The sequence below is a fragment of the Acinetobacter sp. MYb10 genome, from assembly GCF_002980175.2.
GTDB classification, from domain to species: Bacteria; Pseudomonadota; Gammaproteobacteria; order Pseudomonadales; family Moraxellaceae; genus Acinetobacter; species Acinetobacter guillouiae.
Window position 1 is genome coordinate 1,783,994 of sequence record NZ_CP058272.1, and the last position, 15,539, is coordinate 1,799,532.

General features: G+C 38.4%; 14 protein-coding genes, 4 tRNA genes and 1 other RNA gene. 9 read left to right on the forward strand and 10 right to left on the reverse strand.

From position 1 onward, the window contains the following. Nucleotides 1–12 precede the first annotated feature (12 nt). Complete coding sequence (locus CQZ96_RS08275; protein ID WP_105713092.1) at nt 13–723, forward strand: hypothetical protein; 711 nt, start codon at nt 13–15, stop codon at nt 721–723. A gap of 36 nt (nt 724–759) precedes the next feature. Here the strand turns inward: CQZ96_RS08275 and glpD are convergent, their stop codons facing one another. Next, entirely contained in the window at nt 760–2,289 is a 1,530-nt protein-coding gene (gene glpD / locus CQZ96_RS08280; protein WP_105713093.1) for a glycerol-3-phosphate dehydrogenase, read from the reverse strand. 166 nt (nt 2,290–2,455) lie between these two features. Next, nucleotides 2,456–3,211: a DeoR/GlpR family DNA-binding transcription regulator gene (locus tag CQZ96_RS08285; RefSeq protein WP_056514315.1), complete on the reverse strand. Its 756-nt coding sequence runs from the start codon at nt 3,209–3,211 to the stop codon at nt 2,456–2,458. A gap of 458 nt (nt 3,212–3,669) precedes the next feature. On the opposite strand from CQZ96_RS08285, the gene CQZ96_RS08290 reads away from it, so the two are divergent. Next, nucleotides 3,670–4,989, forward strand: coding sequence for an MFS transporter (locus CQZ96_RS08290; RefSeq protein WP_056514318.1), 1,320 nt, complete (start codon nt 3,670–3,672; stop codon nt 4,987–4,989). A gap of 146 nt (nt 4,990–5,135) precedes the next feature. Beyond that, complete coding sequence (locus tag CQZ96_RS08295; RefSeq protein WP_004722461.1) at nt 5,136–5,561, forward strand: hypothetical protein; 426 nt, start codon at nt 5,136–5,138, stop codon at nt 5,559–5,561. A gap of 38 nt (nt 5,562–5,599) precedes the next feature. On the opposite strand, the gene CQZ96_RS08300 is transcribed toward CQZ96_RS08295, so the two are convergent. Next, the gene (locus CQZ96_RS08300; protein ID WP_004819654.1) at nt 5,600–6,268 is read right to left on the reverse strand and encodes a class I SAM-dependent methyltransferase; all 669 of its coding nucleotides are present in this window, start codon (nt 6,266–6,268) and stop codon (nt 5,600–5,602) included. 282 nt (nt 6,269–6,550) lie between these two features. Beyond that, a complete protein-coding gene (gene folD, locus CQZ96_RS08305; RefSeq protein ID WP_004722464.1) occupies nt 6,551–7,399 on the reverse strand; it encodes a bifunctional methylenetetrahydrofolate dehydrogenase/methenyltetrahydrofolate cyclohydrolase FolD in 849 nt (282 codons plus the stop codon). A 152-nt stretch (nt 7,400–7,551) separates the two neighbouring features. Between folD and CQZ96_RS08310 the strand changes: the two genes are divergently transcribed. The 3 genes from CQZ96_RS08310 (at nt 7,552) to CQZ96_RS08320 (ending at nt 8,576) form a co-directional block, all read left to right on the forward strand. Then, nucleotides 7,552–7,625 (forward strand) — tRNA-Cys (locus CQZ96_RS08310). A 10-nt stretch (nt 7,626–7,635) separates the two neighbouring features. Beyond that, nucleotides 7,636–7,721 (forward strand) — tRNA-Leu (locus CQZ96_RS08315). Nucleotides 7,722–7,844: 123 nt separating this feature from the next. Beyond that, nucleotides 7,845–8,576 carry a hypothetical protein gene (locus tag CQZ96_RS08320; protein WP_105713094.1) on the forward strand — a complete coding sequence of 244 codons (732 nt, stop codon included), beginning with the start codon at nt 7,845–7,847 and terminating at the stop codon, nt 8,574–8,576. Between the two features lie 58 nt (nt 8,577–8,634). Here CQZ96_RS08320 and CQZ96_RS08325 read toward each other — a convergent pair whose 3' ends face one another. Continuing rightward, nucleotides 8,635–10,401 carry an alkaline phosphatase D family protein gene (locus CQZ96_RS08325; RefSeq protein WP_105713095.1) on the reverse strand — a complete coding sequence of 589 codons (1,767 nt, stop codon included), beginning with the start codon at nt 10,399–10,401 and terminating at the stop codon, nt 8,635–8,637. A gap of 216 nt (nt 10,402–10,617) precedes the next feature. Here CQZ96_RS08325 and CQZ96_RS08330 point away from each other — a divergent pair. Together CQZ96_RS08330 and CQZ96_RS08335 are read left to right on the forward strand one after the other, a co-directional pair. After that, nucleotides 10,618–10,703: transfer RNA gene (locus CQZ96_RS08330), tRNA-Leu, on the forward strand. Nucleotides 10,704–10,943: 240 nt separating this feature from the next. After that, entirely contained in the window at nt 10,944–11,900 is a 957-nt protein-coding gene (locus CQZ96_RS08335) for an RDD family protein (protein WP_105713096.1), read from the forward strand. 81 nt (nt 11,901–11,981) lie between these two features. On the opposite strand, the gene CQZ96_RS08340 is transcribed toward CQZ96_RS08335, so the two are convergent. From CQZ96_RS08340 to coaD, 4 genes are all read right to left on the reverse strand, one after another. Beyond that, nucleotides 11,982–12,058, reverse strand: a tRNA-Met gene (locus tag CQZ96_RS08340). A 64-nt stretch (nt 12,059–12,122) separates the two neighbouring features. After that, nucleotides 12,123–12,500: RNase P RNA component class A (rnpB, locus tag CQZ96_RS08345), an RNA gene on the reverse strand. A gap of 26 nt (nt 12,501–12,526) precedes the next feature. Then, complete coding sequence (locus CQZ96_RS08350) at nt 12,527–12,790, reverse strand: YfhL family 4Fe-4S dicluster ferredoxin (protein WP_004722473.1); 264 nt, start codon at nt 12,788–12,790, stop codon at nt 12,527–12,529. 1 nt (nt 12,791) lies between these two features. Further along, nucleotides 12,792–13,283: a pantetheine-phosphate adenylyltransferase gene (coaD, locus tag CQZ96_RS08355; protein ID WP_004722475.1), complete on the reverse strand. Its 492-nt coding sequence runs from the start codon at nt 13,281–13,283 to the stop codon at nt 12,792–12,794. A 159-nt stretch (nt 13,284–13,442) separates the two neighbouring features. Between coaD and smpB the strand changes: the two genes are divergently transcribed. After that, nucleotides 13,443–13,919: an SsrA-binding protein SmpB gene (smpB, locus tag CQZ96_RS08360; protein ID WP_004722477.1), complete on the forward strand. Its 477-nt coding sequence runs from the start codon at nt 13,443–13,445 to the stop codon at nt 13,917–13,919. A 56-nt stretch (nt 13,920–13,975) separates the two neighbouring features. On the opposite strand, the gene CQZ96_RS08365 is transcribed toward smpB, so the two are convergent. Continuing rightward, nucleotides 13,976–15,307, reverse strand: coding sequence for a hypothetical protein (locus CQZ96_RS08365; protein WP_105713097.1), 1,332 nt, complete (start codon nt 15,305–15,307; stop codon nt 13,976–13,978). Nucleotides 15,308–15,539: the final 232 nt, after the last annotated feature.

Consider the following 15,539-nt stretch of genomic DNA (forward strand, 5'->3'; position numbering starts at 1 on the left):
AAAATAAGCGCAATGACACCAATTAAAAACATTACCACAATTCAACCTTATCTAACCCTGTTACCTGACCACGAAGTCGTCTTCGCCCCTTCAAGTCTATTTCTAGCTCAACATTTACTTCCACTTGTTTCAATTGATTTATCCGCAATCAATCCAGCATGGCAAGGAAAAATTCATTTGCTCAATCCGATTGAACCTTATGAAGGTTATATCGGAAGTGATACCACAGAATTTTCTAATGCATTTGCCAATGAAAATTGGTTTATTATGCAATTAAATCAACAAAATCAATATGAATGGTTAGCAAACAAAAGATATTTTGCTTTAGAGAATCCTGATTGCGAGGCCGATCTAAAAACCCATCATAAAGAAATGTATGAAGATTACGTGCAGCTTAAACAGCGCTTTGCTGAAACTGGAAAAGTCATTTCAACATCACGCATTGAATATCAAAATGATTCTGCAACAACCCTGCTTGACCAATTAGGGGGTGAATGTGGCGGTGGAAACTGGACTTATCCCATTGATGAACATTTTGATTTACGCTACATCAACGCAGACCGCGATGATCAAGAAGTTCATATTTATGACCGTGATGGCAGGCGTTATTATTTTATTGCAGCTGTTGCTGGCTGGGAATATTGTTCACATGGTGCAGATTGGATTTTAATGTATTACCAACCTGAAACCCAACGCGTTTTATATACCTTTGATTGGTCATAACACACCTTAAGCAAAGCTATATATTTCCACTTTCGCTTAGGCAACATCTTTCTGTAAGCGACGTTCATGCAATTCAAGCAAATATTCATCCAATGCTTGAATTTCAGCTTCAGTAAATTTTAAATATAACTTGCTACGGCGCTTTAAAATATCCTGACTGGTGACCGCCCACTCTTGGTCAACCAAATAATCGACCTCTTGGGCATATAAACCATGGCCAAAGTCTTGACCAAGTTCATGAACAGATGTCGAATGATTTAAAAATTTCCATGTATAGGTTCCATAGGCATGTGCCCAACGGCTTGAAGTTTCATGATCAAGCCCTTTGATTTTATTTTGAATTTCTAAAACCAACCCATCAACCGAAACTAAATTCTCAGCACCGGGTAGTAAGGATTTTTCAGTCCAAGCTTTCCCAGCGTTAGGGAAGAACTTCTGCAAATGCTCCATGGCAGATTCAGCCAAGCGTCGATAAGTGGTTAACTTCCCACCAAACACAGAAAGTAAGGGGGCATCATTTTCATGATCTTGCGATAAAGCCAAAGTATAATCACGGGTAATTGCGGCTGGATTATCAGACTCATCATCACACAATGGACGTACCCCTGAGAATGTCTGAATAATATCGGCTTGAGTCAGTTGCACTTTAAAATGATCATTGGATACATCAAGCAGATAATCAATCTCTTGCTGACTAATTTCAACATTATTCGGATCTGCTAAATATTCACGGTCAGTTGTGCCAATCATGGTGTATTGATTGAGATAAGGAATTGCAAACACAATACGTTGATCATCATTTTGCATAATAAAGGCTTTATCACCGTCATATATTTTCGGCACAATAATATGACTTCCTTGAATGAGGCGAATCCCATATTGTGATTTTAACTGAAGCTCTTGCTTAATGAATTGCGCAACCCAAGGCCCCGCTGCATTGACCAAAGCCTTCGCTTGTATCTGATAAACACCCTGCTCATTCTCAAACTGGATATTCCATAAACCATGTTCACGTTGTGCCGAAATACAGCGCGTTTGTGTAACCACTGTGGCATTTTTTTCACGTGCTTGCATCGCATTTAAAATCACTAAGCGTGAATCATCTACAGCACAATCTGAGTATTCAAATCCGCGTGTGATCTCTGTTTTTAGCGGACTGGTATGAGGATCAAACTCAACCAAATGTGAACCTGCAAGCTTCTCTCTTTTGCCCAAATGGTCATATAAAAACAGCCCCGTACGAATCAGCCAAGCAGGACGCAAATGAGGTTGATGTGGCATGATAAAACGCATAGGGCGAATGATGTGTGGCGCTTTTGCCAGTAAGACTTCTCGCTCAGCCAACGCTTCTCGCACTAAGCGAAATTCTTTATGTTCCAAATAACGCAGACCACCATGAATCAACTTACTGCTTGCAGACGAGGTATGGCTGGCTAAATCATCTTTTTCACACAAAAATACAGATAAACCACGGCCAGCAGCATCATTGGCAATACCAACACCATTTATTCCACCACCAATTACAGCAATATCATAATAAGTTTGTTGCTCATTGATTTGTGTCATAAACGCCACCACCTTTGATCATTTGCATATATTCACAATCATTTTTGAAAATATATTTTCGTTTGTTTTCATTTAAGAAAATAATAGATAGTTTTTTAATCAATGTCTATCAAAAAATGATCAATTTCACGTTTATCATGTTTTCACTATGGGTTTTAAAATTAGCCTAAACCACAGTTAAAGCCACTTCTGCTGCATGAATTTGTTTTAAATAATTTTCAGTGGGCACTTTATTGGTAAAAAGCCGATCTATTTCAGAAAGATGGCCTAAGCGCATCATTGCATGACGACCAAACTTGCTCTCATCTGCTGCTAAAAATACCTGCCGAGCACCTAAAATAATTTCTTGCGAGACAGACACTTCTTGAAAATCGAAATCGAGCATCGTTCCATCTTCATCAATCCCACTGATACCAATCAGGGCATAATCAACTTTAAACTGTTTAAAAAATTCAGAGGTGGCTTGTCCTATCACACCACCATCGGGGCGTACTTTTCCGCTGGCAATCAGTACTTCAAAATCATCATTCATACTTAAAATTTTCGCCACATTTAAGTTATTGGTGATCACTTTTAAGCCGCGATGTTGTAATAAAGCATGGGCAATAGCTTCGGTTGTTGTACCAATATTGATAAACAAAGATGCATGGTCTGGAACTGCGTTTGCAACAGCTGTTGCAATGCGCTGTTTTGCCGCTAAATTATGGCTGATCCGTTGGCTATACGCGGTATTGGTGACGCTTGAGTCTACCGCAGCGCCGCCATGATAACGACGTAATAGTCCGGCATCTGCCAATTGATTGATATCCCGCCGTACAGTTTGTGGGGTAACTGCAAAATGCTGTGCAATCTCATCAATACTGACATAGCCCCGAGCCTTAACCAATGCTAATGTTTGCTGTTGTCGAATCATCAAGTCCATAGATGTGAAACCTTATTGTTTTATTTTCAAAAATGAACATTTAGTTGCTATAAATAGCATGACTGCTTAGCTTACGACTAGATTAAATTTTTAAATTCTCCCAACTCAGCTTATCAAATTGTGTACATTTCATACATTTAGATGCAAGCAAATATGCTTTAACTTTAAGCTAAATTCTTATAATTTATAAAATATTTCAAATTAAATGCCTGTTTTAAAAAAAATATTCATTTATTTCTAGCATTTCTCATTCTAGATCAACAATAAACCCTCAACACAGCTAAGACCAAAGTCTAATAAGGTCTGCTTTCATTCAAGCGTATAACGAGCATTGTAATTATTTGTATCTCCCTCGTCATACTGACTGAAATTCTCTCTGTTTGATTTTTCTGCTTTGATTTTCATCCAAAATGAAAGTTAAACAGGCTGTATTTTGCATATTCTTTTGGAGAATTGCCTTGTCCAATTCATCTCCTCAAGTTGCCACTTCGCAACTTGATAGAAAAACTCGTTTCAAATCTATACTTGGTGGTTCAGCTGGTAATTTAGTCGAATGGTATGATTGGTATGTCTATGCCGCATTTACCCTCTATTTTGCACCTGTGTTCTTTCCTGAAGGTAATGAAACGGTCAAACTTCTCCAAGCTGCTGCAGTTTTTGCTTTAGGCTTTTTAATGCGTCCAATCGGCGCATGGATCATGGGCGTTTATGCTGACCGTAAAGGCCGTAAAGCGGGTTTAACACTTTCTGTTTCATTGATGTGTATTGGCTCATTAATCATTGCTTGTGCGCCATCTTATGATTCAGTCGGAATGTTTGCTCCTGCACTACTTTTATTTGCACGCTTATTACAAGGTTTAAGTGTTGGTGGTGAGTATGGCTCAAGTGCCACCTATTTAACTGAAATGGCGGGTAAAAATCACCGCGGCTTTTTCTCAAGTTTCCAATATGTCACCCTGATTTCAGGTCAATTACTTGCACTCTGTGTGCTAATTATCCTGCAACATAATCTTTCTGAAGAAGCCTTACATGCATGGGGATGGCGTGTTCCCTTCTTTATCGGTGCGTTGCTTGCAATTGTAGTGTTCTGGATTCGTCGTGGTCTGGTTGAAACAGAATCATCTAAACAAGCGCAACAACAAGCTAAAAATGGTGGTGAAACATCTGGTGCTTTGGCCTTATTCACCAAGTATCCTAAACAAGCATTTACAGTCATTATGCTAACAGCAGGCGGTACCTTAGCCTTCAATACATTTACGACTTATTTACAGAAATACTTAGTCAACACTTCGGGTTTTGAAAAAACCACCGCAACTGAAATTACCACAGCCGCAATCTTTATTTTTATGTTGATTCAACCTGCAGTCGGTGCACTTTCAGACAAAATTGGTCGTAAACCGATTATGATCACTTTTGGTGTACTCGGTGTGCTATTTACCATTCCTATTTTCAATGGTTTAGGCTCGACAACGGACCCTAAAACGGCTTTCTTCTTATGTATGAGTGGTATGGTCATTGTGACTGGATATACAGCCATTAATGCGGTTGTAAAAGCTGAATTATTTCCACCGCATATTCGCGCTTTAGGTGTAGCCTTACCTTATGCACTTGCCAACACTGTATTTGGCGGTACGGCTGAATTAGTTGCACTAAGTTTTAAAAATGCCGGGCATGAAAACTATTTCTTCTATTACATTACCTTCATGATCGGTTTATCTCTAATCACCTATGTATTTATGAAAGATACGAAAAAACATAGCCTGATTACAGATGATTAATTCACAATAAACTTTGCAATCTAATTCATTTAAAACAGCTTTTTTATTCACATGAAAAAGCTGTTTTATTTAAGCAATTCACTTATCGTGAAAATTGCAAAGCTATGGCATACTAAAAATAATTCAAAAAGCTAGGACTTTAAAAGATGAAAAAAATCACTTATGCAGGTTTAGGATTAATCGTTTTAGCTTTATCTGCATGTCAAACAACCCCTCGTCAATACAATGGCGTAACAGGTTATCAAATTGAAAATCAAACAGCAGATAGTGCAACCCTTGCGTATACCCTTTCAGGTCGTGCAGATCGCGATTTGGATGCGGATAAATTACAGCGCGCATGTCAAAAAGTGTTGGGTGCAAACAAAAACTATAAAATTTCTGTATTAAGTACCAATGAAATTATCAATCCGCAAACAGCAAAAGATCAGGCTGGCGTTCAACTTGGGCATAGCCGTACATCTTTTGGGCTTTCCAACACGCCAAGTCTAAATAACAGTGAAGATTATGCAACACGCCAAGCCTTAGATACCCGCCCAAGCACTTTACATGTAGTACGTTATACCTGTTCTTGATTTAAGAGATTTGTATTACAGAATAAAATAAGACGCTGTCATAGCGTCTTATAAAAACTCACATTTCTAAATTCTTTGGCTTCATCTAAATCAGGCCAAGTCGTTGCACTTCGTTCATCCAATTTTTGGTAATTCGGATGACTAAAGTTTTTCACTCGGCTATCTGCCACCCATACTTCTGGTGCAAATTTTAAAAATTCATCCAAGAAGAACCTGTTAGATTGATCATATAAAACATCTGCAGCCAATAAGACATCAACCTGTTCGGCTTTATATAAATCATCAAGATATTCAAGCTCTACATCATTGAGCAAGGCATTTTCACGACAAGCATCCAAACTTATTGGGTCGATATCACAACAGATGACACGTTTTGCACCTGCCATTTTGGCTGCAATTGCAACGACGCCTGATCCCGCACCAAAATCCAGCACCACTTTATCTTTTACATGCTGTGGCTCTGCAATCAGCCATTGTGCCATTGCTAAACCTGAAGCCCAGCAAAAAATCCAATACGGTGTATCATTCCAAATACGGCGAATGACCTCATCATCCAAACGATCTGTTGGAAAAACAGGTGGAATCAACCATAACGAAATTGGGCTTTCAGGCAACTGCTGTGCCAATAATTCGCATTGAGGAATTACTTCATGCAAAGCATCAAGTAAATGTTGTGGGGCTTTAGGAAATTGATAAGTACAGCTCATGCAAAATATGACCAAAATTATTATTTTGATATTGAGGAAATACAGCTTCTTCCTCATATTCGATAGACAGTAACATCATCTGCTAAGGTTCGAGAAGATACTTCTTGTTAAGTCTCAGATACTGCTACTTAAAAGTAGATCTTAAACGCGTTAAGCCAATGACCATTAAACTAATGACAATATTGCCTACTTTTACTGAAAAATAAACATTGCTATGTAAATGTAGGCTGAATTTAAGCACAGTGATGCATGGCTTTCACTGTGCCCAGAATAAAACAGGACTTAAACTAACGCTTTTTCAGCAGCTTCCACAGTTTGACGAATCAACGTTGTGATCGTCATCGGACCTACGCCACCTGGAACTGGTGTATAAGCTGAAGCGACATCTTCAATACCGACCAATTGGATATCACCCACACCACCACCGTCACGAGGATGGAATCCAGCATCAACCACAACAGCACCTTGCTTAATCCAGTCTTTTTGGATTAATTCAGCTTTACCGACTGCACCAACAACAATATCAGCCTGTTTTACCAATTCAGCAAGATTTTGTGTACGAGAATGACAGATTGTCACTGTTGCATTGGCTTGAAGTAGCATCATTGCCATCGGCTTACCTAAAATAGCCGAACGCCCCACCACAACTGCATGCTTGCCAGCGATTTCAATCTTGTTTTCTTGAAGAATCGTCATGATACCTGCAGGTGTTGCCGAACCATAAGCAGCCTCACCCATTGCCATACGACCAAAACCTAAGCAAGTTACCCCATCTACATCTTTTTCAAGTGAAATGGCATCAAAGCAAGCACGTTCATCAATTTGTTCAGGCACAGGATGTTGGAGCAAAATACCGTGAACATCAGGATTGGCATTTAATTTTTCAATTTCAGCCAATAATTGTTCAGTTGTGGTTTCCTTACCTAACTCTACTTTTAAAGAATCCATACCAACACGACGGCAAGCATTTCCTTTCATGCGTACATACGTCGCAGATGCACCATCATCACCCACTAAAATAGTCGCTAAAATTGGGGTACGACCTGTTTTTGCTTTTATAGCTTCAACACGAGTCAACAAGTCTGCTTCAATTTGTTTCGCTAATGCGCGACCATCCAATACCAATGCCACGGCACATCTCCAAAGTAGATATGAATCAATTTTGCAAATAATACATGATTATTTAGACAATTTTCTTTCATATGCTGAATTTATGTGCATATGCATGAATTATAGTATTGTTTTTTTTTCAAAGATTGCTAATATGTGCATCACCAAGACATGGCGGGGTGGCAGAGTGGTCATGCAGCGGACTGCAACTCCGTGTACGCCGGTTCGATTCCGACCTCCGCCTCCAATCTTGTAAAGCCCGAGTGGTGAAATCGGTAGACACAGGGGATTTAAAATCCCCCGCCCACAAAGCGTGCCAGTTCGAGTCTGGCCTCGGGCACCATTTTAATTCTTGTTAAAATGGTGCAATAAAGAACCCAGCGATAAGCTGGTTTTTTTATGCCTAAAATTTTATATTGTTTTTTATGTTAATATCCAAAGTGAAATTTAGATAAGCGAAGCCTATATGATTCAAAACAAGCAAGTTTCCCTCTATTTAAATCAATTACAACAACAATACCCACAAGCATTTAAGCGCAACTTTCTATTTTATAGTCAAATTAAAACCAAAGGGCTTTTAGATGAAGCAAAGGAATTTATTCCTTGGATTTTGTCGATTATGATTTTTTGCAGCATCTATTTTAGTTTAGGTCAGTATATTACTAATCATTTTCCTCAATTCGATAGCTTTCAAGCCAATGGCATTGCCGCTTTAGCGATTATGTTATTTTTTATGATTATTGTTCCGATCATTATCAAACAAATAAAACACAGTTCAACGCATTTATACCAACAGCTCAATAATATTCCGCTTAAGCTTGCGGTACTGATCGTTCTGCAAGCACTCAATCTTTATTTTATAGAAAGCACCCTACTGCAAGGCTTGTTATTTTTCTTTGCAATGAGCTTTGGTTTTGTCAAATTTTATAAAGAAAATTTATTTAGAGATAGCACCAAAGACACTGAATATTACCAATTACAACAAATTCGAAAAAGCTGTTTATGGGCTTATAAACAAGCCAAGAAAGCCAAATTCAAAATGCGATTTTTAGGCAAAGATTCTGAGAAATATCAATTTTATCAAAAGCGTTTAGTCACCTTTTTAGAATTACATTTAGAACTATTAAAATATGAAAATGAAATGTGTAAAACCTATAAATATGAAGATTTAGATGCCTATATGGACAGTATGATGTAATCCATCTATCACGTTAAAAAGCCGAATTATCTAAACTCGGCTTTTTAGGCTTGAAAATTTATGCACTTTTCTGAACAGTCTTTACATCAACCAAATTGTTATTTAAAACCACTTGATGGGCACGAGCCGTATCCACCGTATAGGTTTTTTCCTTGATGCTATTTAAGAAAATCCAATCCGCTTGTACCTGTTGTGCTGTAAAGCTGACTTTTAAGTACCCTCGCTGATTTAAATTGGTGTAATTCAATTCATCAATGAGCGTGGTGAAGGCCATTTCAAATTGTTGTAACTGTGCCAAAGGAATACTTAAATACTTTTCCATCCCTGGTGAAGAGACCGAACTGGTTGCCAATTCAACCCCAACAAAATCACCCGCTTGAGTATGCAAGTCAGCAGACCATGCATTATGGGTATCCCCCGCCAACACCACAACTTTCTTATTTAATGCTTTGAGTGTGCCATATAAAATTTCACGTTCTGCGTAGTAGCCATCCCAAGCATCCAAATTATAGGGTGCAACTGTGGTTACACGGGCTTTTTCTGCAGCGGTTAATGTTGGATCACCACTTTTCAAACGAACTTTTAAAGTAACTAACTCGATGATCTGTTGATTCATTTTTGCCAAAGTTTCGGCGGTAACATTTCCACTGGTTATTGCAGATAAAGACAATAGCAATTCAGCAGGGATTAACATTTTTGCCATCAACACTTGCTGACCCAATACATTCCAAGTCGCTGTAGATTGTGCCATTTTCTTTTGTAGCCACTCACGCTGGGTATAACCCATCAGTGTACGGGTAGAACTGGTTAAATCTGTCTGGAACTTAGCGATATCTAAACCAGAAGCCGTCATATAATTGGCATAATCGAGTTGCTTGTCACGTGCCAAAATACGTGTATCCAACATGGTCAATTGTACCAATGAACCAAAGTCAAATTGGCGATAAATATTCAAATGATCTGTTGCAGATACAGGACGAATCGGCATCCATTCAAAATAAGCTTGTAAAGCCGCCAATTTACGGTCTAAGAAATTACCCTCATTGGCTTGATGGTTTTCTGCACCATCTTTCCATGTATCATTTGCCAGTTCATGGTCGTCCCAAATCACGATAAAAGGATGACGCGCATGTGCAGCCTGTAAATCACTGTCAGTATGGTAAAGCGCATAACGTTTACGGTAATCATCCAACTTGATAATTTCTTTATCATTGTCAGCAGCGAGTGTACGACCCAACTTTACTGCCTCTTCTGTGGCATATCCATCTTTACCATATTCATAGATGTAATCTCCCAAATGGATGATCGCATCGACCTCTTGTTTTGCCATTTCCTTATATACATAAAAATAGCCAGCAGGATAGTTTGAACATGAACACACCGCAAACTGCACCGAACTGGTGGTTTCAGGTAATGTTTTGGTACGCCCTACTGGCGAAATCACCGAACCAAATTTAAAACGATAATAATAAGTTTGCCCAGACTTAAGCTTGTCTGCATCGACTTTAACGGTAAAATCCTGAGCTGATGCTGTTTGTACTTTTCCAGTATTGATCACTTGAGTGAATTTATCATCTGTGGCAATTTCCCAAACCACTTCTAAACGCAAAGACGTATCCTGCGGCGTAATACGTGTCCACAAAATCATACGGTCTTTTAATGGGTCGCCACTGGCAACACCATGTAAAAATTCAACTTTTGTAGTAGGAGATGTTGAGTCGTTGTTATCACTCCCACAAGCAGTCAACGACACTGGTATAGATAATGCCCCAAAACTGGCTAATGACTTTTGAATAAGTTCACGGCGTGAAATTGAGTTTGGCATTGAAGTTGGTTTCCTCTAAGTTTTTTTATCCAATCAATTTAAAGGCTTAATATTTCGCTTTAATCTCAAATTGATGAAAGAATCATGACAAAATACCCATTCAACGGCTTAAAATGCTTTATTTTCAAACATAAGCACATGAATTGATTGAAAAGAAAGCAAATCGACATAAATACGCTTGCCAAGAGAAAAACTGTCCTTTATTATTGCGCACATGCCCGAGTGGTGAAATCGGTAGACACAGGGGATTTAAAATCCCCCGCCCACAAAGCGTGCCAGTTCGAGTCTGGCCTCGGGCACCATTTTAAGTCTTATTAAAATGGTGCAATAAAGAACCCAGCGATAAGCTGGTTTTTTTATGCCTAAAATTTGTAAATCATCTATAAATCGCCAATTTAAAAATAACGCAAAGTTCAATACATCTTGCTAAAAAGCGTGATAGCTCAACTATATTTTTCTGGTCATTTTTCATTAAAAAACTTATAATATATTAAATTTACATTAATTATTAATATTTTCATAAACTTAATTAAACCAACACCATGTCTGAAATTACTACTGAAACTCAAAAAGCCGCCCCTATATTTCCTCGAATATTCGCATTTATCATCGACTGTATTACCGTCGGCGTAGCCTGTTTAGTGACGGGCAAAATACTCTACCCATATTTTGAAAATTCTCCTTTTATTTTCCAATGTATAGGCACGCTCCTCTGTCTATTTTATTTTGCTGCTTTTAACAGCCAGATAGGTAATGGTAAAACCATTGGGAAAATCCTGGGTAAAATTAGAGTAAAAGACTTAAATGGTGCTTCAATTCCATTTATGCATTCTCTGGTTAGATCAAGTATCTTTATTATTCCATTTTGCTTTGCAGGTTATTTACAAACATATTCAACTCAGCATTTTTTTCTCAGTCTGCTTGTGGCATTTTTTCAAAGTATCGTCTTTGCCTGTTTCTACTTGGCTATTTTTAATGGAAATAGCCAACAATCTCTGCACGATCTACTCAGTGAAACTCAAATCCTCAGAAACGCTCAATCCAATATTCCACGCCAATCTGTATGGAACATTCATTACTACATCATTGCGCTGTTAACCATTGTGATTTTTTCTGTCAATTTATGGAGTTATTCCCAAAGCAAAACAATGTCAGCCAATGATTTTAGTTTGATCTCTGATGACATTAAAAATGCTCAAGTTGAAAGTCGCTATACCTTCATCGGAGAGGCTGAATCCACAAATCAGGTTTTAATTTTAAATGTGAATCAGCCAGATTATCTCGATGAACTTGATCGTGCTGAAACATTGCTAGAAAAGATTAATCAACAACACGCTGAGGTGTTAACGCAATACAACATCAATCAGGTGCAATTTAACTTTTCTTATCAATTTGGCTTGGCTAAATTATCAAAAACAACGCTTTATGATTATAAAAAGACGCCTAAAAGTAGCTTAAGTTATATTGGGGATAGTACAGGGATGAACCTTGGTTTTTAAACAAGACCAAGTCTCGCTGTTAAAGTTTAAATCTTGTAGATAAAAAAAAGACCACGTTTTTGGAAACGTGGTCTATAAAAATGGTGGCTATGACGGGACTTGAACCTGTGACCCCCGCATTATGAGTGCGGTGCTCTAACCAACTGAGCTACATAGCCTAAAACTGTGCGCGCATTATCTGCTGTAAACAATGTTACGTCAAGCACTAATTAAAATAAAATTCATCGAAGTGAGCCGATAAGCCGGGTTCTGTCTAGAACGATCATTCCTCTAGGCGCATGATCACTCATACGCTCAAGCGACCTACCCGGATCCAGCATGGGCCATGCCTATAGGATCCCTATTTGGTCTTGCTTCCGGTGGGGTTTACCATGCCATGAACTGTTACCAGCCATGCGGTGCGCTCTTACCGCACCCTTTCACCCTTACCTTCCATTTCTCCGAAAAGAAACGATATTGAAGGCGGTCTACTCTCTGCTGCACTTTCCGTCGGTTCACACCGCCCAGGCGTTACCTGGCACCTTGCCCTATGAAGCCCGGACTTTCCTCCCCTGCTTCAATCACGGAGATCTCCACAGCAGCGATCGTCTGGCTCACTTCGGGGCGTATCCTAACAAATTTCTCGGCTAATTGCTTGCGCTTTTTTGAGCAATTAGTTTTTTATACTTTTCCATCAAGTCGTCTTGGCTCTCTACATGGTTCGGATCGAGCGGAATACAGTCGACTGGACAGAAAAGCGCACACTGTGGCTGATCAAAATGCCCGACGCATTCTGTACATAGGTTTGGATGGATTTCATAAATCTCCTCCCCCATAAAAATGGCATCATTTGGACATACAGGCTCGCATACATCACAATTGATACATTCATCAGTGATAATTAAAGACACGCTACCAACCTTGTTGATGTTTACGATGGAAGGCTTCGACAACGCATTGAGGAACAAACTTTGCCACATCGCCTTTCAATCGTGCTATTTCTCGAACCATCGTCGAAGAAATAAATGAAAATTGCTCTGATGGTGTTAAAAATACTGTTTCAAAATCATGATCAAGCTGACGATTCATATTCGCAAGCTGAAATTCATATTCAAAATCTGAAACAGCTCTTAAGCCACGTAACACTGCTGTAGCATGTTGTTCACGTGCAAAATTTACCAATAACCCATCAAAACCGACAAACTCAACATTGGGTAAATGTTTGAGTGATATCTTTGCTAACTCTACACGTTCTTCCAAACTAAAGACTGGATTTTTATGATGCCCAATTGCAATTGCGACCACAACTTCATCAAACATTCGTGAAGCACGTGCGACTAAATCAACATGGCCATTGGTAATTGGATCAAAAGTTCCTGGATAGATGACACGAGTTTTAGACATCCATTTGTACTCTAGTTTGTTATGTAGGGCTATAGTTTAACAAAAACTTAAATATTAGCGAATAACCTCTTTTGATTTAGCTTTGGCTTTAATTGTGAAATGACTTCACCTGAAGCCAAGTTTGAGGCAAAATAAGGCTATTCTTGGAATATTTGTATTATGTCGAAAAACATTGTCGTTAAAAAAAATAATAGTGGGACGATTGCACAAAATAAACGTGCACGCCACGATTATTTTATTGAAGAAAAATTTGAAGCTGGGCTTTCGTTACAAGGTTGGGAAGTCAAGTCATTACGTGCTGGGCGAATGACCATTACTGAAAGCTATATCACCTTTAAAAATAATGAAGCATTTCTCTTCGGTGCTCAAATTCAACCTTTACTTTCAGCATCTACTCACGTAGTCCCTGAAGCGACACGTACCCGTAAACTGTTGCTATCGCGCCGTGAGCTTGAAAAGTTACTTGGTGCTGTCAATCAAAAAGGCTATACCTGCGTACCTTTGGCGTGTTACTGGAAAGGTCATTTGGCTAAACTTGAGATTGCTTTGGTAAAAGGTAAACAGTTACATGACAAACGTGCCACTGAAAAAGATCGCGATTGGCAACGTGATAAATCACGAATCATGCATAAATAATCTGTTTGATATACGAAAAACCTCCGAAATGGAGGTTTTTTTCTTTTAGCAAACCTTTAACAGAATTTTAACGAGCCATAGCAGTTTGGAGCAAAGTCTTGATTTTTAAGTTGTAGATCTTTTAATGGGAAGTTTACTGATGTATTAGGTAAATTAATATTTCCAATTTCTAATGAACTACCAAATAGACAATCCAAAGCTTGACAAGATGGTACTGCGGTCGTTGACAAAGCCGTACTTAATGGACCGATCACTTGTCTTAATACATCATTAGTAATATCAATACGTTTTGATGGTGTAACATTCCCAATGTCGACAGGATCTTCAAATGCCATCCACCAGCCTCTTTGAGCAGTTACTTCTGCATTTGGCCACCATACATTTTGACTTTGTAGAGATAATGAAAAAGGATTATTTAATGGAATTTTATGGATATAACCTAGATTTTGACTAATGGACAAATTGGCCATCAGCCCAGTAATATTACCGTTTACTTGTTTTTCTAAGTTTAAAGTCCCGAGTAGAGGAACCCTCACCCCAGCCTTTAGACGTCCTCCAAAATTCAACCGATCAATATTAGCTTTACCTGTTAAATTGACATTCGTTTGTCGTTTACCATTTATAGTCGTAGCATCAATTTGAATTGGCGCTGTTGTACTCTCCAAATTTAAATTGTAACCATTTGAAGAAAGCGGTAATCGCCCACAAAATAGAAAAACACATATATCCACATTTCCAGTCACAGGCATTTGGGTATCTGCATAACTCATTCCACGACTATTTGTATATCCCATTCCTGTAGTTGCTTTCGTCTTTAAAAAGCCACTGAGAGAGTTAATACCGTTCGGTGTGTCTGAGTTTTCAGTACCTGCTGTCAACATTCCCAAAACTTTTTCAGCACTTAAACGTAGGCCAACCACCTCTCTTGTTGAAGCAGAATTGGGGTTTTTTATCGCAAATTCTACAAATGGATTGGTTAATTTTGCACTTGAACCCACACGCCCTTCACGCGTATCAGCCAAACCTGAAAGACTCAGATTATCAATATCAATGTCGCAACCACCCGCCCCGTTTACCCCGCCACAACCGAGCTGTAACTTTTTAATGTTGGCATTCAATTCAAGCTCGGCCTCTAGTCCAAGTTTATAAAAACCAACGCCTTGCCCCTGCATCTTATTGACTGAGTCATTTGGGGCAATATAACCCAAGCTCATCAGTGCCTGACCATGAACATCGGAAAGCTCAGAGTCATTCAATTGAGTTAAACTCTCCAAGTATAGAGAATTTGCAAAACAATGCATTGAAGAAAACAATCCAGCATAAATTACAATATTCTTTGCAACTTTAATGATTTTCTTATCAATCATCCTATTATAGTTGATATCCATATCAGCTTATCTCATTTTATTATGAATAAAAAATATACTAAAATACAAATAAAGCAAACAAAAAAGTGAATTAAATATCTCAATACTATAATAATTATGCAAACTAAGATTACTTTCTCAATGATTCTAAAGACTTTTTATTTATATTTTCTTATGTAACTAATTTTAATTATTATATATTTATACTTAATAGTCATACAATCTACTTTTCAGTACCTCGTGTGCTTTTCAA